The sequence below is a fragment of the Niallia sp. WK069_GA_01 genome (assembly GCF_983173855.1).
In genome coordinates this window covers 1,778,203-1,800,811 of record NZ_OZ470138.1, presented here as the reverse complement: position 1 = coordinate 1,800,811, position 22,609 = coordinate 1,778,203, and the positions used below count along the sequence as shown (strand labels likewise).

General features: G+C 36.0%; 24 protein-coding genes. 1 reads left to right on the top strand and 23 read right to left on the bottom strand.

Annotated features, from left to right (window positions below; genetic code table 11):
- Positions 1-116: 116 nt before the first annotated feature.
- From mnhG to AC5LWL_RS08400, 7 genes are read right to left on the bottom strand one after another with little or no spacing between them, the layout of a single operon-like run.
- Positions 117-488 carry a monovalent cation/H(+) antiporter subunit G gene (gene mnhG / locus AC5LWL_RS08430; protein ID WP_493433894.1) on the bottom strand — a complete coding sequence of 124 codons (372 nt, stop codon included), beginning with the start codon at positions 486-488 and terminating at the stop codon, positions 117-119.
- Entirely contained in the window at positions 475-750 is a 276-nt protein-coding gene (locus AC5LWL_RS08425; protein WP_493433893.1) for a Na(+)/H(+) antiporter subunit F1, read from the bottom strand. The genes mnhG and AC5LWL_RS08425 overlap by 14 nt, the downstream gene beginning before the upstream one ends.
- Positions 747-1,226 carry a Na+/H+ antiporter subunit E gene (locus tag AC5LWL_RS08420; RefSeq protein ID WP_493433892.1) on the bottom strand — a complete coding sequence of 160 codons (480 nt, stop codon included), beginning with the start codon at positions 1,224-1,226 and terminating at the stop codon, positions 747-749. The genes AC5LWL_RS08425 and AC5LWL_RS08420 overlap by 4 nt, the downstream gene beginning before the upstream one ends.
- Before the next feature lie 39 nt (positions 1,227-1,265).
- A complete protein-coding gene (locus tag AC5LWL_RS08415; protein ID WP_493433891.1) occupies positions 1,266-2,744 on the bottom strand; it encodes a Na+/H+ antiporter subunit D in 1,479 nt (492 codons plus the stop codon).
- Positions 2,737-3,075: a Na(+)/H(+) antiporter subunit C gene (locus tag AC5LWL_RS08410; protein ID WP_493433890.1), complete on the bottom strand. Its 339-nt coding sequence runs from the start codon at positions 3,073-3,075 to the stop codon at positions 2,737-2,739. The genes AC5LWL_RS08415 and AC5LWL_RS08410 overlap by 8 nt, the downstream gene beginning before the upstream one ends.
- Complete coding sequence (locus AC5LWL_RS08405; protein WP_493433889.1) at positions 3,075-3,500, bottom strand: Na(+)/H(+) antiporter subunit B; 426 nt, start codon at positions 3,498-3,500, stop codon at positions 3,075-3,077. The genes AC5LWL_RS08410 and AC5LWL_RS08405 overlap by 1 nt, the downstream gene beginning before the upstream one ends.
- The gene (locus tag AC5LWL_RS08400) at positions 3,484-5,901 is read right to left on the bottom strand and encodes a Na+/H+ antiporter subunit A (protein ID WP_493433888.1); all 2,418 of its coding nucleotides are present in this window, start codon (positions 5,899-5,901) and stop codon (positions 3,484-3,486) included. Before AC5LWL_RS08400 ends, AC5LWL_RS08405 begins: the two co-directional genes overlap by 17 nt.
- 177 nt (positions 5,902-6,078) lie before the next feature.
- On the opposite strand from AC5LWL_RS08400, the gene AC5LWL_RS08395 reads away from it, so the two are divergent.
- A complete protein-coding gene (locus AC5LWL_RS08395) occupies positions 6,079-6,777 on the top strand; it encodes a universal stress protein (protein WP_493433887.1) in 699 nt (232 codons plus the stop codon).
- 36 nt (positions 6,778-6,813) lie between these two features.
- On the opposite strand, the gene AC5LWL_RS08390 is transcribed toward AC5LWL_RS08395, so the two are convergent.
- The 16 genes from AC5LWL_RS08390 to pilM form a co-directional block, all read right to left on the bottom strand.
- Positions 6,814-7,371, bottom strand: a complete 558-nt coding sequence (locus tag AC5LWL_RS08390; protein WP_493433886.1) for a tyrosine-type recombinase/integrase — start codon at positions 7,369-7,371, stop codon at positions 6,814-6,816.
- A gap of 387 nt (positions 7,372-7,758) precedes the next feature.
- Positions 7,759-8,625, bottom strand: coding sequence for a M50 family metallopeptidase (locus AC5LWL_RS08385; protein ID WP_493433885.1), 867 nt, complete (start codon positions 8,623-8,625; stop codon positions 7,759-7,761).
- Complete coding sequence (locus AC5LWL_RS08380; protein ID WP_493433884.1) at positions 8,618-9,394, bottom strand: peptidoglycan DD-metalloendopeptidase family protein; 777 nt, start codon at positions 9,392-9,394, stop codon at positions 8,618-8,620. Before AC5LWL_RS08380 ends, AC5LWL_RS08385 begins: the two co-directional genes overlap by 8 nt.
- A gap of 734 nt (positions 9,395-10,128) precedes the next feature.
- Positions 10,129-11,241 carry an IS110 family RNA-guided transposase gene (locus AC5LWL_RS08375; RefSeq protein ID WP_493432749.1) on the bottom strand — a complete coding sequence of 371 codons (1,113 nt, stop codon included), beginning with the start codon at positions 11,239-11,241 and terminating at the stop codon, positions 10,129-10,131.
- 285 nt (positions 11,242-11,526) lie between these two features.
- Positions 11,527-12,330 (bottom strand): septum site-determining protein MinD, encoded by an 804-nt coding sequence (gene minD / locus AC5LWL_RS08370; protein WP_493433883.1) that lies wholly within the window; start codon positions 12,328-12,330, stop codon positions 11,527-11,529.
- A 1-nt stretch (position 12,331) separates the two neighbouring features.
- Positions 12,332-13,009: a septum site-determining protein MinC gene (gene minC / locus AC5LWL_RS08365; RefSeq protein WP_493433882.1), complete on the bottom strand. Its 678-nt coding sequence runs from the start codon at positions 13,007-13,009 to the stop codon at positions 12,332-12,334.
- Positions 13,010-13,759: 750 nt separating this feature from the next.
- Positions 13,760-14,275 carry a rod shape-determining protein MreD gene (mreD, locus tag AC5LWL_RS08360; protein ID WP_493433881.1) on the bottom strand — a complete coding sequence of 172 codons (516 nt, stop codon included), beginning with the start codon at positions 14,273-14,275 and terminating at the stop codon, positions 13,760-13,762.
- Entirely contained in the window at positions 14,272-15,153 is an 882-nt protein-coding gene (gene mreC / locus AC5LWL_RS08355; RefSeq protein WP_493433880.1) for a rod shape-determining protein MreC, read from the bottom strand. Before mreC ends, mreD begins: the two co-directional genes overlap by 4 nt.
- 31 nt (positions 15,154-15,184) lie before the next feature.
- Complete coding sequence (locus AC5LWL_RS08350; protein WP_493433879.1) at positions 15,185-16,207, bottom strand: rod shape-determining protein; 1,023 nt, start codon at positions 16,205-16,207, stop codon at positions 15,185-15,187.
- 482 nt (positions 16,208-16,689) lie between these two features.
- Positions 16,690-17,373 carry a RadC family protein gene (gene radC, locus AC5LWL_RS08345; RefSeq protein WP_493433878.1) on the bottom strand — a complete coding sequence of 228 codons (684 nt, stop codon included), beginning with the start codon at positions 17,371-17,373 and terminating at the stop codon, positions 16,690-16,692.
- A gap of 63 nt (positions 17,374-17,436) precedes the next feature.
- Positions 17,437-18,018, bottom strand: a complete 582-nt coding sequence (locus AC5LWL_RS08340) for a Maf family protein (protein ID WP_493433877.1) — start codon at positions 18,016-18,018, stop codon at positions 17,437-17,439.
- A gap of 263 nt (positions 18,019-18,281) precedes the next feature.
- A complete protein-coding gene (locus tag AC5LWL_RS08335; protein ID WP_493433876.1) occupies positions 18,282-19,367 on the bottom strand; it encodes an SPOR domain-containing protein in 1,086 nt (361 codons plus the stop codon).
- Between the two features lie 101 nt (positions 19,368-19,468).
- Positions 19,469-19,930, bottom strand: a complete 462-nt coding sequence (locus AC5LWL_RS08330; protein WP_493433875.1) for a type II secretion system protein — start codon at positions 19,928-19,930, stop codon at positions 19,469-19,471.
- 245 nt (positions 19,931-20,175) lie between these two features.
- Positions 20,176-20,946, bottom strand: coding sequence for a pilus assembly protein PilO (locus AC5LWL_RS08325; RefSeq protein ID WP_493433874.1), 771 nt, complete (start codon positions 20,944-20,946; stop codon positions 20,176-20,178).
- Complete coding sequence (locus AC5LWL_RS08320; RefSeq protein WP_493433873.1) at positions 20,943-21,611, bottom strand: fimbrial assembly protein; 669 nt, start codon at positions 21,609-21,611, stop codon at positions 20,943-20,945. The genes AC5LWL_RS08325 and AC5LWL_RS08320 overlap by 4 nt, the downstream gene beginning before the upstream one ends.
- A gap of 2 nt (positions 21,612-21,613) precedes the next feature.
- Positions 21,614-22,600 carry a type IV pilus biogenesis protein PilM gene (gene pilM, locus AC5LWL_RS08315; RefSeq protein ID WP_493433872.1) on the bottom strand — a complete coding sequence of 329 codons (987 nt, stop codon included), beginning with the start codon at positions 22,598-22,600 and terminating at the stop codon, positions 21,614-21,616.
- Positions 22,601-22,609: the final 9 nt, after the last annotated feature.

The window sequence follows — 22,609 nt, the reverse complement described above, 5'->3', positions numbered from 1 at the left end:
TCACCTAAAAGGAGTCCTCTTCTTTCATCCTCTGCCTTTTAAAATGGTACAAATTTGTTTATCTTACTTTTTCCAAAGATAGTTGCTACGCTTTGCTTTCGACTTTTTTCCTTTTTTCATTCACTTGAATTGATTTTTTCGTCTTTCTTCATTGCTTCTTTTAAATCATCTTGCACACTTATATCTGCCAACTTCACATTAGAACGATAAGCAGAACGAACAATAACGTGAGAGGCAACTGGTGCTGTTAAAAACACAAAGAAAATACCTAAAAATAATCGGATACTAAAATACCCTTCGACTATAAAAAAAGTAAATGTTCCTACAAGTGTAAACAAAACACCAATTGTTGCACTTTTTGAAGCAGCATGTGAGCGGGTGTATACATCAGGTAGCCTTATTAAACCTATGGCACTAAGGAAGCAAAAGATTGTTCCAATCAGGATTAAAATAACGGCAATGAATTCAATCAGACTACTTACGTTCAATGACAAAACCCCTCTCCAAAAATCTTGCGAAGGCAATCGTTCCAATAAACGAAAGGATTCCAATTAATAAAATAACTTCAAAAAATCCTGTATTTCTTAATAAAACAGAGAATATAGCTACCCCAGCAATAAGATTAATTCCTAAACAATCTAATGCTTGCACACGATCTGAGGCAGTTGGTCCCTTTATTAATCGGTAAACTGTTCCTAAAACAGATAACGTAAGAAATAACAGCGAACAAAATAAAATGGTATCAATCATCCTCTTGTCACCTTCTTAATGGCTCGTTCAAATCTCTGCATGGAACGAGCAACAGAGTTTTTGGATGTTGGCACATCCATTGCATGTATATAAAATTTTTTACTATCAGGAGAAATTTCCATGATGACAGAACCAGGTGTAAGATTTAATAGAAGCGCCAACAAAGAAACCTCTAAATCCCCCTCAAGATCTGTTTCTACCGTAAATATGCCAGGAGCTATATTTATTCTTGCACGAATAATCTGGCGGACGACAACGATACTCGATGTAAATAATTCTAGAATAAAAACGACCATAAGTTTCAACACATTAAACAATGTTAAGATATAAAATGGAGTTGGAAGAAACCTTCTTAAAATAAAGAATACTAATAGCCCGAATAAATATCCACTAAAGAAGGTAAGCACACTCCAATTATCCTGCAAAAACATCCACACAACACCAATTAACAAATTAATTAAAACCTGCATGGGCATTGACTTTCCACCCCTTTCTATCTGCGAAAAGCATTTTTATCACTCGCCTAAAACCGCTTTTATATAATTGATTGGATTCATTAAATCTACCACTGCTAAATCAACATACTCATGAATAAATTCTGTTCCTACTCCTAACACAGTCGTTAATATCGTAAGGAGTGTAATAGGAAGCATTAATCCTTTCGTTGTTCCTTTTTCCTGCTCCAATGTTATATCCGTATATCCCCAAAATGCATTCATAAAGACTTTCATAATGGAATACAGAACCATTAGACTTGTAAAGAGGCCAATGGCGCCGAGCCAATAATAGCCTGCGTGAAAAGTTCCCTCTGTAATAAATATTTTTCCGATAAATCCACTAAATGGCGGAATTCCGGATAATGATAAAGCGGCAATAAAAAACATCCATCCAAGTTGTGGGTGAAGCCTTATTAAGCCATGAATTTCCTTTAAATTACTTGTACCCGTCAGATGGATAATCGTTCCGCCTACTAAGAAAATAAGTGCTTTAATAATCATGTCATGAATTAAATAGTACACAGCACCTGTTAACCCTACAGTTGTAAAGGAGGCAACCCCGGCTAATATTAATCCAACGCCAATAACGACATTATATGTCATAATTTTCTTAATATCACGATAAGCCACCGCACCGACTGCACCTAACACCATCGTTGCAGCCGCCAATATCCCAATAAATAAATGTGTGTGCTCTGGGTCATGGTAAAACACCAACGTAAATAAACGCATTATTGCATAGATGCCAACCTTTGTTAAAAGCGCAGCAAATATGGCCGCAACCGCTGTTGGCGGTGCACTATAAGAACCTGGCAGCCAATAGAAAAGAAACAAGCCTGCCTTTAAACTAAACACCATTAAAAATAAGATAGCGACCGTCGTCATTAATCCATCCTGGCCAACCTCCGCAATCCTTAGCGATAAATGAGCAAAATTAAGGGTACCCGTCATCGCATACAGGAAAGCGATAGCAACCAAAAATAAAAAGGAAGAAATAATATTAATAAGTATATATTTAACGGACTCTCTTAGTTGTACCCTCGTACCGCCTAAAGAGATAAGAACATAAGAAGCTACTAACATTACTTCAAAACATACGAATAAATTAAAAATATCACCTGTAAGAAAGGAACCATTCACTCCTGTTATTAGAAAAAGAAATAACGGATAAAAATAATTCCGTTCCCTTTCTTCCCCAATCGTAGAAAAGCTGTATAATAAGCAGCAAATCGCAACAATACTTGTCACAAAAATAAGGAGAATCGAAAGCATATCACCGACCATGCTTACCCCAAAAGGAGCCTGCCATCCACCTAACTGCAAGGTTTGAATCCCTTCTGCTTTAATTTGAACCATTAACATAGCGGAAATAACACCAACTGCTGCTAATGCTGCTATGCCAAGTACTCTTTGCAAAAGAATCTTGTTTCTAAATATCACCATTAATAAGCCGGCAATCACCGGTATAATAATGAGCAGGATTAACATATTATTCATTCTCATCACCTCTCATTTGCTCTGTATTATCCGTACCCAACACCTTATAAGCACGGTAACTCAGCACTAAGAAAAGGGCGGTTGTTGCAAAATTAATAACGATAGCCGTTAATAATAGTGCTTGTGGCAAAGAATCTGCATACGAAACATCCGCAAGACCTAATAAAGGAGGACCACCTTTTTTCAAGCCACCCATTGTAATAATGAGGAGGTTTACCCCGTGTCCTAGAATAGAAGTTCCTAAAATAATTCTTAAAAGTGTTTTCGTTAAAATTAAATAAATCCCAATGGCGAAAAGTATCCCAACTACAATAGACATTAATGTTTCCATTAGCGATCATCACCTATACTCATAATAATCGTTAAAGCTGTTCCAATTACAGCTAAAGCAACTCCAATATCAAAAATCACCGCTGTGGCAAGCTCTGTTTTCCCAAATATAGGGATATTAAAATAACCATATGCCTGAAATAAAAAGGCTTTATTTAGCACCATTCCCCCTACTCCTGTTAAAACAGCAATTAATACACCTACAGCAGCTAACACTTTAAAATCGACTGGCATATTTTTGCGTACTGATTCAATATCATAAGCAACAAAAAGGAGGACTACACCGGAGGCAAATGCCAATCCTCCGATAAAACCACCACCAGGATAATGGTGACCCGAAACAAAAAGGTTGATGGCAAAGGTAAAGATAATCACGACAGCTATCTTCGCCACACTTCGAATCAATAAATCATTCGGCTTCTTCATTCTTATCCTCCTTTGATACCTTTAACTTAATAAGTGTATACACACCTAATCCAGCCATACTTAAAACTAAAATTTCTAACATCGTATCAATTCCTCGGAAATCCACGAGAATGGCATTTACAATATTTTTTGCTCCTGCTAAATCGTACGAATTTTCATAAAATCCTGAAATAGAATCAAATAACCTCGTTCCATTTGCTGATAACGCTATAATCGTAACAAGTACACCAATGCCAATGGATATAATCGCATTTGTTACTTTAAATGGAATTCGAGTAATTTCTTTTTTCAACTGTGGTAAATGGTAGAAGCATAATAAAAACAATACGGTCGTCACCGTTTCAACTACCAACTGTGTTAACGCTAAATCCGGAGCACGGAATAATACAAAGAAAAACGAAATAACATATCCTAATGCCCCTACGGCAATAATTGACGTGAGTCTAGATTTTGAAAGCAACACGGTTACAGCAGTAACCACCATAACAAGTAAAAAACCTATCTCATAGATGCTTACCGGAGCATCTTGAGAAGTATCAATCGTTACTCCTCCAAACATCCAAAGCGACCCACCCAACACGACCAAAACAAAAGCAAAAATATAAAGAATATAGTTTCGAATCATTCCGTTCATATAAAAATCCGTGATCTTTTTGGATGATTTTTCTCCGAATTCCAATCCAACGTTGTATATATGATTAAAGGTTATTACTTGTGGATATAGACGATACAATTTGTACCATTTTCGTAGTATCACATATAGAAGTATTCCAAAAGCAACTACTCCCATCGTCATAAAGAGCTCTACATTAAATCCATGCCATGCACTTATTTTCTTTAACTCTATCGTATCTGTAATCGTTGGAAGTACAGCATCAAAAGCAGGTTTTAATACATACTTCGCTACAGCATTAGGGAAGAAGAAAAAGAGAATAACCAATATTCCTAAGACTATTGGAGAAAACAATAAACCAAATGACCCTTCATGAACATCTTTATCGATTTTCTCTCTTTTATTTTTCCCTCGAAATGTTTTAAAAACAAGAATCATACAATAAATGAAGGTGAATACACTTGCCACCCATGCAACGATTGGAATTAGAATTCCGATGGAGTCCATTTGATAAATATTCATTTCTGCCGCATTTTTTACTGCGGTAAAAAACATTTCCTTACTTAAAAAGCCGTTAAATGGCGGCAAACCTGCCATAGAGAAACTACCAATCAGCGTTAACGTAAAAGAGATAGGCATAATACTCATTAATCCACCAAGCCGCCTAATATCTCTTGTACCTGTTTCATGGTCAATAATACCAACAACCATAAATAAACACCCTTTAAATGTAGAATGATTCACTAAGTGAAAAATCCCTGCAAAAATCGCAGCTGCATAGTAGGAGGCTTCTTGTCCTTCATAACCAGGATAAAGGGCAGCAGATCCTAACCCAAGCAAACTCATAATTAATCCTAACTGACTAATCGTTGAATAAGCCAATAATGCTTTTAGATCGGTTTGCCGGACAGCATTTACGGATCCATATAATAAGGTAATCAATCCAATTCCAGAAACAATCCAAAACCACTCAGAGGACCCTCCAAAAACAGTCGTTAAACGTGCTACTAAATAGATCCCTGCTTTGACCATTGTGGCAGAGTGTAAATAAGCACTAATTGGTGTTGGCGCCTCCATTGCATCTGGCAGCCAAAGACTAAATGGAAACTGTGCAGATTTCGTAAATGCTCCAAGTAATACGAGAACGAGTGCCGGAACAAATAATGAATGAGCCGGCAAAACATCTGCTTGATTAATTAACGCACGAATACTATTTGTATCTCCCATAATGGATAACATAATAAATCCAGCTAACATACAGAGTCCACCAAAAACAGTAATCAGCATCGCTTTTTGCGCACCATAACGAGATCGATCTCTTTCATACCAATAAGCAATCAGCAAGAAGGAAGAAACACTCGTAATTTCCCAGAAAACATAGAAAACAAAAAGATTATCTGAAAAAACTAAACCAAGCATCGCACCCATAAATAACAATAAATACACATAAAAGTTATGAAGTGCTTCCCGTTCCTTTGATAAATAGAAGATGGAATAAATAATAACTAAAGAACCAATACCAGCAATCAACAATCCGAATATAATGCTTAAACCATCCACCATGACAGAAAAGTTTATATCATATGCTGGAATCCAACTTACTGTTTGAATCCATGTATGTCCATCTGCTATTTCGGGAATTAATGTTACTAAATAAACAAATATAGCAAACGGTATGATGAATACGAACCAACCTGTGTGAATGCGAGAAACAAATTTTTTATAAAGTATTGGGACAAATATAGCGAAGAGAAATGGCATTAAAATAAAAATATGCAACCAAGGCATCTAAGTCCCCTCCTTTGTTTTTTTTATCATAAAACTAGCTACAATTAAAACTTACTATCCTTCAATAGGAAAAAATTATTAAACTAATTGACTGTTTTTGTAGCATGCGTTATATTCATACATAGTTTATTATTAATGGTGTACACATTCACATCAAATTTATGAGGTGAAAAACGAATGAAAAATAATCTGGAACGTATGGACGAGTGTATACTCGTATGTGTATATTATGGTCCAAATGGTGAACGTCTAATAAAAAGAGGCTGTAAGATTGCAAATATGTTGAATTGTCCACTTTATATACTCACTGTTGACCCTAAGCCGCTTGATGATTTAGATTCAGAGAAATCAGCTTATATTGCTAGATGGAAAGAGTTAGCTGACGAACATAACACAAGCTCCTTTATTATTCGCGATAATGAAAAGAGACCTATATCAAAAGTCATCGCAGAAGTAGCAAGAGAAAAAAACATTACACAAATTATTTTAGGGCAAACTGCTCAAAGCAGATGGGAACAAATCGCGAAAGGTTCTATCATTAATTTCCTATTACGTGAAATTCCTTTTGTAGACCTTCATATTATCTCCGTATCCCGTTATTTAAAAAATAATCCAGAAGGTCAGTTCGAAAAAGGAGTTCGCGCATATTTAGTACAAGAAGAAAATCATTATCGACTTGTGTTTAGTCACTCCAAATCTGTTGAATTTGAAGGGATATTTTTTAAAGATTTTGGGACAGACTTTAACAATGGCGTATTCAAATTTATGAGAGATCGAGAAACACTACAAGTTCATGTCGATGATAATGTTGTCAAAGACTTAATACATGTTGAAATCGCAACAATAACAAATGACGACGAAGATGATTTTCTATAAGCCTTTATTCCACTTATTTTAATAGGTGGAATTTTTTTATAAATTCACATCTACCTTTACTAATCGCTTATCTTCTTCCTTAATACCTATATATTTAAGTGTCTCAGAGGGAGAACTATGCTTATAGGTTTCCATTAAAATAGAAATGGCAATCCCTTTTCGATAGGCATGGTAGCCAAAAGTCTTTCGCAATGTATGCATGCCGATTTTCCCACATATCCCTACTTCTTTCGCTGCTGTATTAATAATTCGATATGCTTGCTGCCTTGTGATCGGATGCCCCTTTTTTTTCGACATAAAAAGATAGTCATCATCCTCCAATGGATGTTTGGCTAAATAGGCTCCCAACTCTGTTTGAATTCGACTATTTAAATAATACATAAATATTTCTTGTTCATCTTTTATACACAAAAACTCTTTCTGACCTGTTTCATCTCGTACATCTCCAACTTTAAGTGATAAAAGATCGTGTCCCCTGATTCCTGTATTAATTCCAAATACAAAAAGCAAAAGATCCCTTTGTGATTTTTTCTTTAAAACCTCTTTTATTGCATCAATGCTTTCCACATCTTTTATAGGTTCGACGTATTCCACCGAATTACTCCTCCTAGTAAAGTTACATAATACTATAATAACCTTAATTAAGTAACATTACAACTATATTAGTTTTAATTAAGACTTCTCAGTTATTGTTTTATTCGCTCCATGTGGAATAAGTACTTTCTTTTAATGTAACCGAAACCCACTAAATACAAAGGCTGTTTACGCAAATTTTTGTTGATTTAAAAGATGAAGTGTTCTTATCTTCCTAAAACATAGGAATGCGAGGCAGATTAGAAGAATACAGGAAAACATTGTGTAGCTTATGGAAACCGAAGTTATTTTGGCTGTAGGTTCAAAAACAAAAAACTGTATTCAAACTCTTTAATACTGAGTTTAGAATACAGTTTTCTTTTTATTCAAGTATGATGTTTTCTTATTTCACAGAGGATAAATCAGATCCCCAATCTTCACAGATACCATTTTATCCGTAAAATAGGCATGTAGCACTTCATTTTCATCAAGCATTCTTTTTTCTTTTCCTTTTGCTGTGACGATAATAGGGTGTTTACAGCCGCGATGGAAATGTTCGAGTACATGGTAAATGGCCTCTTCTTCATCGACTAGAATCGGCTTTAATGCTCGAAGCTCTTTCGATTTTCCATAGTGTCGTTCTAACAAAAAACGCATAAAAACATATTTGCTTTGTTTCCACTCAAAATAGAGAGAAAAAGCTAAAAAGCAAATAATAATCCATGCATTTATATTTGTGGGGATCCAATTTATCACCATACCCATAAAAAGGAAAACACCGATTAAAGAGAAAAATAAAGATAATTTATGGGCAACTGGGAAAGATTTTTTTAATGATAAACAGAGAAAAATAAATTTCCCGCCATCCAACGGCCAAATCGGCAGCAGATTAAACAGAAGAATCATACTGTTATATTGCCAAAAGGCTTCATAAAGCGATGCAGAGAGGAATCCATTGATATAAAGAAAATAGGCAAGACCATACATCCATATATGCTGCACTGGGCCTGCCATAATAACAATCGCTTCTTCCTTTAAGGGACGGTTTCCGTGTTCATCCATTTCTGCAACACCGCCAAAGGGCAATAGAGCAATCCGTTTTATTCTCCAAGAAAAAAAGGAAGCTGCTACTCCATGCCCTAACTCATGAATCATAATAATAAATAAAAGCAGACATAATTCATAAAAATGGGCAGTCATCACACCAATCGCAATGACAACCCATAATAATGGATGAATATATAAATAAGTAAATACTCGAAAAAATTTATTCAAAATCAATCACCTGGATTGGATTGATAAAATCATTGCCCTTTTTTATGGCAAAGTAGAATAACCCTAATGAATCATTATGTTCATATCCCGACGCAATACCTACTTTATCTCCCTTTTTAACAAGACTATATATTTTCACATCAATTGTTTTTAAGTTGCCATACCAGGATTCGCTTTTATCACTATGCTGCAAAATCACCGTGTTGCCAAACCCTTCTTTTTCGCCTGCAAATACAACCGTTCCTTCATTCATTGCCTGAACGGTTGTATCGCTGCCTGTTTCAATGGCTATTCTTTGTCCATTGTCCTTAAAGTCTTCAAGAATTTTTCCAGAAGCAGACAAAGCATAGTGCTGCAGCTGGTTATTTTCTTGATTGGTTTGATCTTTTTTATCTATCGGTAAAAATGCAAGCGGTTTGCCAAATTGATCTTCATACCATTTAGAAACGCCAGCAAAGTTAAATTCTTGATTCATTGACTGTCTGATTACCTTCTCAGCTGGAGCAAAGGTTTCTGATTGTTGTTTTGATATAATGGCAACGGTCAAAAAGAGAATGGCAGCACCTAATATTTTTAATAAAAATAATTCTTTGCGAAAAAGCGGATGGATTGGATGGATATCGTCATTATATGGCTTATTATTTTGATAAATAGAGGGTTCTTCCTCATCTTCCCATAATATTCTACTATCCAGATTCTGCTTTATTTTAGATTGCTCTCGTTTTCTTTTTTCAATTCTTTTGCGAATATCGTCTTTTCTGGTATTCATCACACACCCCTCCTTGCAATTCACCTGATTTGTACAAGTCTATGAACAAGAAGGTAAGAGTATGACTGATTGATTAGGAAAACAAAATTTTTGTTTCTATTTGTTTTTTTGTAGATGATAACCTGGAAAGTGGCTTTGGCTCTCTCAAATAATCCGCAGCCGGAATACACTTCGCTTTCCATGGGGCGGGCGCCGAGCCTCCTGATATGAACGAAACTGTCAAGTCTCCCACTCTCCACTACTAGATAGGTTATTTTTGGGTAACTTTAAGAAGAGAAGCGATTTTAGGCTTCTTGACTGTTCGTGTATCGATGAGCCTTAGTGGCTACAAGTTTCCTTTTTTAGCTTACCAACCGAACTTCCTATCTTAGAATGGCTGTCAAGTGCTTTCCTTGACTGCCATTCTAAGATAGGAGATACTTTTTTAAGCTAAAGAAGAAATCGTGATATACTTATACTTCCTCCTTTCTGATTGATTAGAATAGATAGTAAGGACACGGCACGAAGGCAAAAATTTCATCCTGCGGTTAGCATTCTGATATTCGTGGGTTTTCACATTTTATCTTTCCGTATAAAGGTCTTTCCACTAACTCGGGACGTGCGTTAATCAACGAATGATATAGCACAGAGGAGGCACGTGGGTTATCCTTTCCGGTATTTCTCTTTGCCTTCGAGCCCTATTCTCATGTATCTATTTTTCTTTCTCTTCCTCTACTTTCTTTCGTTTGGTAACATTAATGTTTTGGAATTTCTTCTACTTCTTGCGTAATAGCCCAGATAAAGCCAGCTAATTCTCTAGCAACGGCAACAATTGCTTTATTACTTTCTTTTCCTCTAGATACTAATCGATAATATTTTTTATGCAGACGATTTTGCGCTTTCCAGGATATTGCTTGAATAGACGGTGATAAAGGTTCTAGTCGTTTTTTTAAATTTCCTTTTACGGCCGGCTGACGAAGATAACTCCAAGCCGACTCGATTAACAATCGGCGAACGTGACGATTTCCTGATTTGGTAATAGCTCCTTGTCGACGTCTTTCTCCACTTGAGAATTCACTTGGAATCAATCCTACATAAGCCATCATTTGCTTAGGATTTGGGAAACGTTTAAACGATCCAATTTCCGCCGCAAGACTTGTCGCTGTAACCAGTGCAACGCCTCTTAGTCCTTGTAAAGTTTGAATAATAGGGGCATGAACTCCTTCCAATGCCTGTATTTGCATTTCCTCTTCGAATCTTTTTACCCGCTGTTCCAACTCCTTTAATTGATGATAATATTCTTGAAAAACTAATTGTAAATTGGAATTGGAAAACTTTAACGTATCTAGCCAATCTCGATATTTTCTTGTCCATTTATTCACTCCAACAGGTGGATAAATATTATTCCGTAATAAAAACTTACTTAAACGATGCTTGGTTCTCAGCTCGTCTTCTTTCGCATCTTCTCGTGCTCGCACTAGATCTCGAAGTGCTTCATCTTCTGGAGTCGGAACATAAACAGAAGTTAATTCTCCTGCACGATATAACTGGGCAAGACGAATAGAGTCTCTACGGTCTGTTTTAATACGTTCTCCCGGTCTTTGTGGTATTAAAGATGGAGCAATCACTTCACAATGAATACCTAAAGCAGTTAGTAATCGATATAATGGATATCCCGTTGGACCCGCTTCATAACAAACTCTTAAAGTACTTGGCTCTCCTAGTTTTTTCATTAACTTTTTAATCGCTTCAGGTGTATGAACAATCATTCCATAATATCTTGGTTCTTCTCTACCTTCTTCTGCAATAGCAACGGCAATTTTTTCTTTTGATACGTCTAAACCTACAAATTTTGTGGTATCCTTCATAATAGAACTAGCTCCTTCCGTAATGTAGCACTGATTTGGTTTTTTTGTTTTTAGTTCATAAACATTATTGCCAAATTAACCTACGAAATTACGAGTATGGGGCTAGTTTCGTTCATTATAACTCGGAGCTTTGCTGCAGGGTCTCAGCTGTCTCGCTAATCCCATAGGAGTCTTCGTGTATTCCGGCTGCTCCCTGCTTCAACATAACAACAATCTCAATCACACTCGCACCCAAAAGCAGCCTTAAATAAAAAAACGGATCCGTAAAGGAAACCGTTTTCTTCTTTATTTTGCTCCAAAAAACATTTTAATTTTTGCGAATACGCCTTTTGATTCATCTTCAAGGTGTTGAAGCGGAACGGACTCTCCAAGTATTCTTCGAGCAATATTGCGGTAGGCGATTGATGATTTGCTGTTTGGATTTAAAGCAATTGGCTCCCCATTATTGGAAGCACGAATCACTTCATCATCATCTGCTACGATGCCTAATAAATCAATGGAAAGATGGGTTGTTACTTCATCAATATCCAGCATATCCCCATTCTTCATCATGTGACTGCGAATCCGGTTAATAACAAGCATAGGAGGTTCTATATTTTCTTCTTTTTCCAATAAACCGATTACTCGGTCAGCATCTCGTACAGAAGATACTTCTGGTGTTGTAACCACTATCGCCTTATCTGCACCTGCCACCGCATTTTTATAGCCTTGTTCAATGCCAGCAGGGCAATCGATAATAATATAATCATAGTCTTGTTTTAATCGCAGGACTAATTCTTTCATCTGACTTGGATGAACCGCTGTTTTATCACTTGTTTGAGCTGCAGGCAGTAAGTATAATAAATCATCAAATCGTTTATCTTTTACTAAAGCTTGATGTATTTTACATCTTTCTTCCACTACATCTACTAGATCGTAAATAATTCTATTTTCCAACCCCATTACGACATCCAGATTTCGAAGACCTATATCTGTATCTATTAAACATACTTTTTTACCTTGCAGGGCAAGAGCAGTACCAATATTTGCACTAGTTGTTGTTTTACCTACTCCACCTTTACCGGATGTTATAACAATTGCTTCTCCCATCCTAAAGTCCCCCTTCCAATTTTGTTAAGTTCGGTCTTAAATGTGTCAAAACTTGCAATCTATCAATTAAAATCACGCTATTATCTACATAGGCGCATTCCATATCGCGCTTTTCTTTATCAGGGTATTGATCTGGTGCTCTATTAATTAAACTGCTAATCCGCAGCTGAGTTGGTCGCATAACAGAAGCAGCAACAATGGCTTGATTGTTTCCATTGCATCCGGCATGTGCAACACCTTTTAATTGCCCCATTATAAATATATTTCCACCGGCAATAACTTTTCCGCCAGGATTAACATCTCCTATTAACAATAAATCTCCAGGAACTTCCAAAATTTGTCCAGAACGAATAATACTTGTAACAGAAATTAATTCATTTTCGCTTACCCATTTTTCCGCTTCTTTTTTTGTAACAATATTGCTATTAATTGCATGAACGGAAAGATTTTTTTTGGACTGTATTAATTCTGTAATATCCTCTTTTTGCATTTCTGTTAAATATCTATTGCCAAGTTCCACATTAACTGTAATATCAGGTCTTTCTTCGTGAATGCTGGAGCTTTCGCTTAGTTTTACATCCAGCTCATGTTTTAGTTCTTCAAATGAACAATTATCATTCAGGTGAAGGCTTAGTCCATTTTTTGTTCCTTTAATTGTTACTAAATGCTTTTTCTTCATTTCAAGATGTTCACCTCTGCTAGGAAAAAGGAATACATTTCTCAAACCTTTTATTAATACTTTTTTTATCCTTATCTTACGTTAACTTACTTCAAACTCTTTGCCTATATGGAGTGAGAAATAGTTATATGAATAAATTTTTCAATTTGCATAAAAAATTTGGATATATATCTTTTTCTATTTATACGAATGGATTGATCGCGATTATCTAAATGATATTAGATTTAAACGATTCCATATTACATTCGACAAAAACAAGGAAAAATCCTCTCTAGTTAATAGCACATTTACAAAATGATTTTTTATTTTATCTTGCTACCCTGAAAAAAGGGTTTTGCACTCTCTATAAGTCCGCAGCTAGCATACACTTCGCTTTCCTGTGGGCGAGCGGCGAGCCTCCTCGCTGCGCTGCGGGGTCTCGTCTTTCTCGCATTCCCACGGGAGTCTTCGTGTATTCTAGCTGCTCTGTGCTTCAAAAACAAAATTAGTTCATAAAACAATATAGAAAGCTGCTGCTCTTCATGCGCCATGGTATGAATGATTTGTATGGGTGTATCTACCCTGAAACTAGTATAAAACACAGTATCTTTTATACTAGCGTTGGAGAAAAACTGTTGTTGATTATTATGCATGATTTTATTACTAGAAAATCCCTTTCCAAAAAGATAAACTTCACTTTTTGCGAAAGGGTTATTTGTTGAGACTTTTTAAGCAATCTATAATCTATATCATTTTTCCTAGCTAAGCTTTCTATTCTCTTCTTTCCTCTGCATATTTTTCAAAAAAACGTTTATAAGGATATGCAACAATGATTAGAAAGGCAGTATTTAGTATTAATGTAGGAAGTAGGCGTAAATTAATAAAGCTATTAAAATCCATACTAGTTCGATGAATAATAAAAATCATTTCATATACAACTATTTCTAATATACTCATTCCTATCAATGATACGACTGATACAACCAGCATATTATTATGGAAAAGCTTCATAATTTTACTGCAAATATACACGATAAAAGGGAAGACAAAGAAGTAAATACCGAGTATTTCTGTATAGACAATATCAAATAATAACCCAAAAGCAAAAGCATAAATAATCCCTATATTCCGACTTCCATAAATGGAAAGAAAAAGAATCGTCAGCACGAGAAAATGGGGAACTAATATTCGGTTGCTATGAAAAAGCTCAGCTGGCAGCAGTTCTACAAAAATGCTTTCCAATATAAACATTATTGCTAATAAACCGCCTACTCCATACTTTCTCATAGCCCGTCCTCTTCCTCAACCTGTGTTGCGGTTCTTTTCACTATCATAAGGTGTACAATGTCATAGTAATCAGCAGCAGGTTCAATATATGCTTTTTTGGTTAATCCATCTTCATTTGGTTCTACCTTTACGACTTTTCCAATTGGAAGCCCTTCAGGAAATACTCCACCCATTCCAGATGTTGTCACTAATTGACCTTTAGCTACTTTTGCTTTTTTCGGTTCTTCTGTCCATTGCAAAATCAAATATTTGGAATCTTTATCATAATCAATAATTAAGCCAAAAATTCTGCTTAACTTCTTCTTTTTGTCTTCTTGAATAACAGCCGAAATACGATTTGTCGGATCTTCCGAACTTAGCAGCTGAACAGTTGCTGTACCAGAACTAACCGATTTCACTTTTCCTATTAATCCAGAAGCTGTCATAACCGGCATATTTTTTGTTACACCGCTGCTTGTCCCTTTATTAATGGTTAGCAGTTCATTCCAGCGATCAGGATTTCTTCTAATCACGGTCGCATTCATTAGTTCATAATCACTTAAACTTTCTTTTTCCTTCAATATTTTCTGAAGTTCGTCTTTATCTTTTTGCAAGCCTTGCACTTGATATTCTAATTTCCCTAAGTCTTCCAACTTAGATTTCAACTCTTTATTCTCTTCATATGTATTCTGCAAATCGCGGACATTATCAACAAAGCCTGCTACATAATGAGCAGGTCTTGATACTAGGGTTTGCACCCAGCCGGTGGTATCTTTAATAAATTGCTCCGGCCAGGTTAATTTATCCCGACTTCTAATCGAAAACCCTATTAATGCCACGAGAATAATAATACTGACAAGCAATATAATCAATCTTTTATTCATAAAAAACTGTGGCATGCTTTTTTACCCCTCAATCTTCTTAACAATATTATCGTGAATCTTTTGCCTTGTTTTTAAATAAATGGATATGGTCAAGTGCTTTTCCTGTTCCAGCTGCGACACAATCCAATGGATCCTCTGCAATCACTACAGGCATTTTCGTTTCATCGCTGATAATTTTATCAAGGTTGCGAAGTAATGCACCGCCACCAGTCAAAACAATTCCTCTATCCATAATATCAGCTGCTAATTCTGGAGGTGTTTTTTCAAGCGTAACTTTTACAGCATCTACAATTGCAGACACCGTATCGCTTAATGCTTTTGCGATTTCATCTGCACTGATTTTAATCGTTTTTGGAAGACCTGTTAATAAGTCTCTTCCGCGGATATCCATATTTTCTATATCCTCTGGATTCCCAGCAGATCCGATTTCCATCTTAATTGCTTCCGATGTACGTTCCCCAATCATTAGATTGTATGTTTTGCGAATATAGTTGACAATCGCATCATCCATTTCATCACCGGCAATACGAATAGACTGGCTTGTTACAATACCACCTAATGAAATAATGGCAACTTCTGTTGTTCCGCCTCCGATGTCTACAACCATGCTTCCCGTAGGCTCCCAAACAGGAAGATTCGCTCCAATTGCTGCTGCAAATGGTTCTTCAATTGTATAAGCATCTCGTGCTCCAGCTTGACGTGTTGCATCAATAACAGCTCTTTCTTCTACAGCTGTTATTCCAGATGGTACGCAAACCATTACATATGGTTTGCCAGAAAAATAGCTTTTATTTTTCATGGCTTGTTTAATATAATATTTCATCATCGTAGCTGTTGTTTCATAATCAGCGATTACTCCATCTTTCATCGGGCGTAGTGCAACCACGTTTCCTGGGGTTCTTCCGATCATATTTTTTGCATCATTACCAACTGCTACAATGCTTTTTGTATCTGTTTGCAGTGCCACAACAGAAGGTTCTCTTACAACAATCCCCTTCCCTTTCACATAAACTAATGTATTTGCAGTCCCTAAATCAATTCCAAGGTCTCTTGTTCCAATTCCAAACATAGCTGTATCTCCCTTTCTGAAACTAAATGCTATTTTTTACAAGTAGATTTATTTTTCCTCATATATAAAATAGTGTGTTTGTTTTTTTGTCATAAACTTCGTTAAACTTTGATGTTACTTTTTCAAAAGACTGGGGAATCTTCTCCCTTTTCGCAGCTATTCTTTCCCTCGTTCGTACATAATTGCCAGCCCGTTTTTTAAGGAGGAGTCACAAAGATTCCTTTTCCATAAACTACATAATCGCTTAACATAGGCCTTATCATAAAAAAAGCGCTGGAGTTAGGCACTCAAAAAACGGTTGATGCGAGCGACTCCACTCACTCTATCCTTCAATATGATTATACACAAAATACAGAGCACAATTATTCGATTATTTCCAACAATGTATGCGTAACTCTTACCTCTTTTCCATAAAAAAAGACATATTTAGTCAAAAAAATCATAAACATTATTATATCCTATAAATTGAAAAAAGAACAGTATCATACATACCCTTTTTCCTTTAAACTGACAAATTTATTTTCCCCAATTATAAGATGATCTAGCAACTCAATGCCAATAATTTTTCCGCATTCCACTAATCTTTTGGTTACTTCAATATCTTCACGGCTCGGTGAGGGATCCCCGGAAGGATGATTATGAAGACAAATAATGGATGCAGCAGACCTTCTGAATGCCTCTTTGTACACCTCGCGTGGGTGCACTATCGATGCATTTAGACTGCCAATAAAAACGGTTTGTTTATGCATCACTTGATTTTTAGTGTTTAGGTATAAACAGACAAAATGCTCCTGTGTAAGAAACCGCATTTCATTCATCATGTATTTCGCTGCATCTTCAGGCGAACGAATACAATAACGATCGCTGTACGCTAAATTGGAGACTCTTCTCCCTAATTCTATTGCTGCTAAAAGCTGAATTGCTTTTGCAGTTCCAATTCCCTTTAATGACATTAATTCATCCAAACTAGCATCTTTCAACAAGCGCAATCCATCAAAATGAACTAATAATCTGTTTGCTAATGTTAATACAGATTCATTTTTCGAGCCTGTCTGAATAAGGATTGCAATCAGCTCATGATTCGATAAGCTTTCAGGTCCATACTTAATAAAACGTTCTCGTGGACGTTCATCATCAGGAAAATCACGAATCAATAAAGAGTCCATTTGCTTTTGCCCCTTTCTTTCATTTCACTATTTCAAAAAGAAAAGATGGGGGAGTGATAAAGTTTAAAAAGGAATGGAAAATCCAATAGCTTTTAATTCTCGAATTAACCGGGAAATAGGAAGTCCAACTACTGTAAAATAGTCTCCATTAATTTTTTTCACAAGAATTCTGCCAACTCCTTGAATTCCATATGCACCCGCTTTATCAAATGGTTCCCCGGTGTCTAAATAACTGTTTATCTCTTCATCTGTCAATTCCCAAAATAATACATCTGTTTTTTCGTAAAACGTTGAACAGTCACCATTAGCTGCAATTGCCACCCCTGTATACACAGAGTGAGTCGAACCTGACAAGGTTTTCAGCATCGAAAAAGCTTGTTCTCTCGTTTCCGGTTTTCCTAATATATTTCCTTGGTAAAAAACAATTGTGTCTGCACCGATAATAAATGGGTTGTCATGATAAGAAGTGATTGATCTTGCCTTTTTTTCTGCCAAACTCATGACAACTTCTTCTGGTGCCAGCGAACAATCAAAACTTTCATCCACATTACTACTGGAAACTTCAAAAGATAGACGAAGATCTTCAAGGAGTTCTTTTCGTCGAGGAGAAGATGAGGCTAATATGAGGGTTTGTGCTTGTTTCATTTTTTCCACCTGCCTAGTTTCAATTCAATATGGGAGATACCTATTTATCGTATCAAAGAATGGACTATTTAACAATTTTGAAAATCAATTTTTTATTAAATAGTAAATAAACTGTAATATGTTGCATCTTGTAGAAATTTATCGAATAGTTTTGACAATATTTCTGCTTTACAGCAAAAAAGAGAACTCTATTCGTTCTCTTTTAAAAAGATATTATTTCCCAGGTAATCATTGTACATTTTACATGTTCACAAAGGAACCTCTTATAATGCAGAATACTCTCCTAAAAATGTTAACAATCCTTTTTGAATGGTTTGAATTTCTTTTTGACCGCTGTTTTGTGACAATGCTATTCCAGTTGTTAAACCATTCGTCAATTCTGCTGCCATCGTTTTTATTTTTTCATTTTTAAAATCCTTGGTATTTAATTTATCTATTACTGCTTTTTGTTTATTAAGATTTGTTTTCATCTCATCTGAAATCCCTTGATTATATTGTGCGGCTGTAACAGCATTTGTCAGAATAGCATACATTTCTGGTGCATGTTCAATAAAGCTTTTTTCATTTTGGCTAATATTTTTTATTTTTCCACTTCCAAATGTAATTTCCTTTGCAAAAGCCTCAACATCATTTTTTTTGATTTCTTTTTGCATTTTTTTTGCGCTTTCTATATCGCTGGCCACACCTAAATAAATACCTATCTTTCCATCTCCATCTATCCTTTGACTAATGTATCCTTTTTTTAACAGTTTTGTTTGTTCCTGCTTAACAGCAGTTTCTTTTGATAAAATAATATGCTGCACAATATACGTTGAAATCTCTTTTTTTTCCGCAACAGCAGTACTAGTCGTTTTTCCTGGTTTTTCTGTTGTTTTTGTTGGTGCCACTGCAGCTGTTCCTGTTGTTGTTGGGGCAGCAGCTTGCTGATCGGTGCTAACCATTTTCAAAAGGACGAATCCAAAGCCTGTCCCTAAAATCACCGCAAAAAGCACTGCAAAAAATATTGATGGAACCACATTTGGCAATGTTTTATTTTTGGTTATTGTTTTTTCCCGATTAAAAAAATTAAGTTTCTCTTTTGACGTTTGTTCCGTTATTTGAAACTCATTTACTTCCTCCATCTGTTCATCTGTCGGCAGAATCCAATCAAAACTTTCTTCTCCGATTACTTCGCTGCCAGCTGCTGCTTCTTCTTGAAAGACTTGATTGTTCCTTTCCTTTTTTTCTTCTATTTGAGAGGATGAATCCGCCCCCATGACTTTATTTCCCTTTTCTTTATCATGGAATGGACGCTCTTGACCGTTGATTTTTATCGTAATTGTTTTGCGGTTCCCCGGGTTTTCGCTCACTCGTCCTACCCCCAATTTCACTAGTTTTGTCCATCCTATCATACTAGCAAAAAAAAATAACAAGACTTTTGTCGTCTTGTTATAGAATGATTTCGTCAAATTCAGTTAGGATTCTCCACAATTAGACTTGGCTTCAAGTCGCTGTATCGAATAGGCGCTTCTACACCTTCGTTTGTGCAAAGGTTTCGTTTCTCTCCTTTTACACATACAGCAGTAGCAGTATTATTTTGAATAATAACGTAACTATTGTCGGATAATTCAAGTTCTTTATCTGTATCAGGATCTTGAAAGGAGCCCATAAAACCATTATCAACAAGCTCTTTATACGTGATTTTTTCTTTTGCACCTGTACCACTCGTAGTTTCCTGCTTAATATAAAAATCTGTTGCTTCTTTCATATTCCAGGCATTTGCAATAAAAGCACGATCCCTCATATCATGAATCACTTTTAAAACAGAAGGAACAGCAATTGCCGCCACGATGCCTAAAATAACAATTACTGCAAGCAGCTCAACAAGGGTTAACCCCTTTTCATTGTTTATTAGTCTAGTTTTTTTGATCATCTCTAGACCTCTTTCCTTTTAGTACGTGTTCAAAAAGGAGGATAAAAAGACCAAGAAGTTCGAGGCGACTTAGCTTTGAGCATCAGCCTTCCGCAGGATGTGGTGACTTCCATGTTGCTCACAAGACGTGAGCGTTTTTAGTTGAAGATCCACTAGTTAATACGTGAGAAGCGGAAAAGCAAGTCAACAAAGAAATTCGATGTGTCATTTTTATAGAACTTTTTGAACAACCTCTTTTACGGATTTTAATTGTCCGCATCTTCCTCTATGGAAACATCAGCAAACGGATTATTCTTATCTGATGTTTTCGGACTTTCTAAAGGAGGTATATCCTTTATCAAATCATTGAGTTCAGGATAATAATAAATGGATACACTCATTTCAAACTCTATTTTTTGTTCATTATCTTCTACGGCTATGATTTCTTTCGGCCCTGTTACATTTAGGGATTCAATATCCATTATTCTTACCGAAGATTGAATGGAATCAATTAGCTTCTCCAATTCATTATAAGTATCTGATTCTCCAGTAATATGAATCGATGTTTTTTTTATGCCGCTTGGCAATGCAGGATCGCTTGATTCCGCATTTTCTTGGGATTCGGTGTTATTTTCTTCTGTTTTGTTTGTCTCTTTAATCGCTTTATCTGCCGTTGTTAACTCTTCACTCTTTACTTCTTCATCTGATTCCGTTCCATTCAGCTTAATTTCAATAAGATTAGAACCAGACACAATTTCTGCTTTTTCAATATCCAGCAAAGCTTGTTCCAATAACCGCTTAACGGGAACCTTTTTCTGCAAATCCAATGAAGTAGTTGTTGCTTTTTTATTAGAGGATTTGATTTTAGACTGAAGGATGGCAATTTGCTGTTGGACAGATTGAAGTTCCGACTGTTTCCTTTCAGCTTCCTGATTGAGAGGCATTAAATAAAAATAATAAGCACCAGCCGCCAGCATAATAAGCACAATAATACTAAATACAAACAGAATCAGTGATTTATTTTCGGTTATTCTCATGGGGAATCCTCCCCTTCATCTACATCTGGGCTATTTTCATCCTCTTTTTTCTTTTCTGCTACTTCTGCTTTTAGTACAGATAGGTTTAAGACGACTTCATATTGAGCGAAATACCGCGGCTCCAGATTCCATTTTTTCATCGCTTTTATATCTTGATCAATTTTTTCACTTACCTGATTTTCTAGAATATCCGTAGATTTAGAATCTGTCAGGATTGCTTCTTCGACCCATTTTATCTCAAGCAACGAATTTAAATAATACGTTGCTTCCCTTTTTGTATCAAATTGAATCGTCAAATCCAATTTTTGTCGATCTTCTAGTTCAAGCTCTTGGATAAATCCTCTGTTTGGAAGATTGTTCGCAAGCTTCTTAAGAATATAGACGGTGTCAATTTTTTGACTGCCAGCCCAAGAAATGGCATTATCCAGCTTTTTAACAGATTGAGAATTTTCATAGTTAAGCAGCTTTTGCCGTTGTGCTTCAGCCAACTCTTCTGCAGCATTTATGCTTGTTTGCGTTGTATCGATAGCTTCTTTTTTCACGGACATTTGCCAAAAAAACAAAGCAGCCAGTAGGACGGCGAAAAAAGCTGCAGCAATAATCCAAACAATAAAGGCAGTACTTTTGGTTTCTTTTTTAGGAAGGAGGTTAATTTCAACTAACATCTTTACACCTCTTTCAAACCTAATCCAATAGTAACCAGCATGGATGTTGGAATAGGGTCATCGCTTATTATACTTTTGCTTGTTAACTGCATGACAGGGTAGTCAAATCGTTCATTCATTTGCTCGATTACGCTGGATAGCCAAGGATGATCTCCTACTACAATCATTTTATTTACTTGCTTTTCTCCCTTATTAAGGGTGTAGCGGTAAAAACTTAACACCTTGTCCAGCTCTTTATAAATATCTTCCAGTCCATTATAGACTTCTTGATTATCACCAGTATATTGAAATTCTTCTCTATCTTCATTAGTGCGGGAAATTTCCCATTTTGCTTCATCTACTTCCATAGGGAGATGCCGCATAAATAAGGGATAATGTTGTTCAAAGATGCTGACATTTACTGTTTTAACATCCATTTGGACAAGCATTGCTACTTCCTCTTTTGCTGGTTCACTCGTTTGAAAATAATAGCGATACAAAGCAATTGCAGAAATATCTGCCGCAATCGGCGAAAGCTTAACATCCTCCAGTAAATCTGCAAAGGCAGAAATATTTTGTTCAGGTGCTGCAAATAATAGAATCTGCTGCTTTTTGTTTTCCCGTTCCTCTAATAAATAAAAATCAAAAACAGGATCTTCAAATGGCAAATGAATGGATGTGCCTAATTCCATATACAAATACCCTTTTATTTCATCAGCACTTACATCTTCAGGAATTGGCAGCTTTCGAATTACGACAGACGAATCAGGAACAAGAAAACGCACTTGTTTTTTGGCAATTTTCCAATCTTGGATGCATTCTTCCAAAATCATCGTTAATGTCTCGATATCTTGAATCACCCCTTCATGGATTAAACCTGCCGGAAGATAGCGCTCTCCCCAATTATGCACAATAAGATCTTCTGGCTGCTTTAATTCCACAAAACGAATGACATAATCTTTAATGATTAAATTGACTATTTTATTTTTTCCAAAGCTAAATAATGCCATGATGAATAC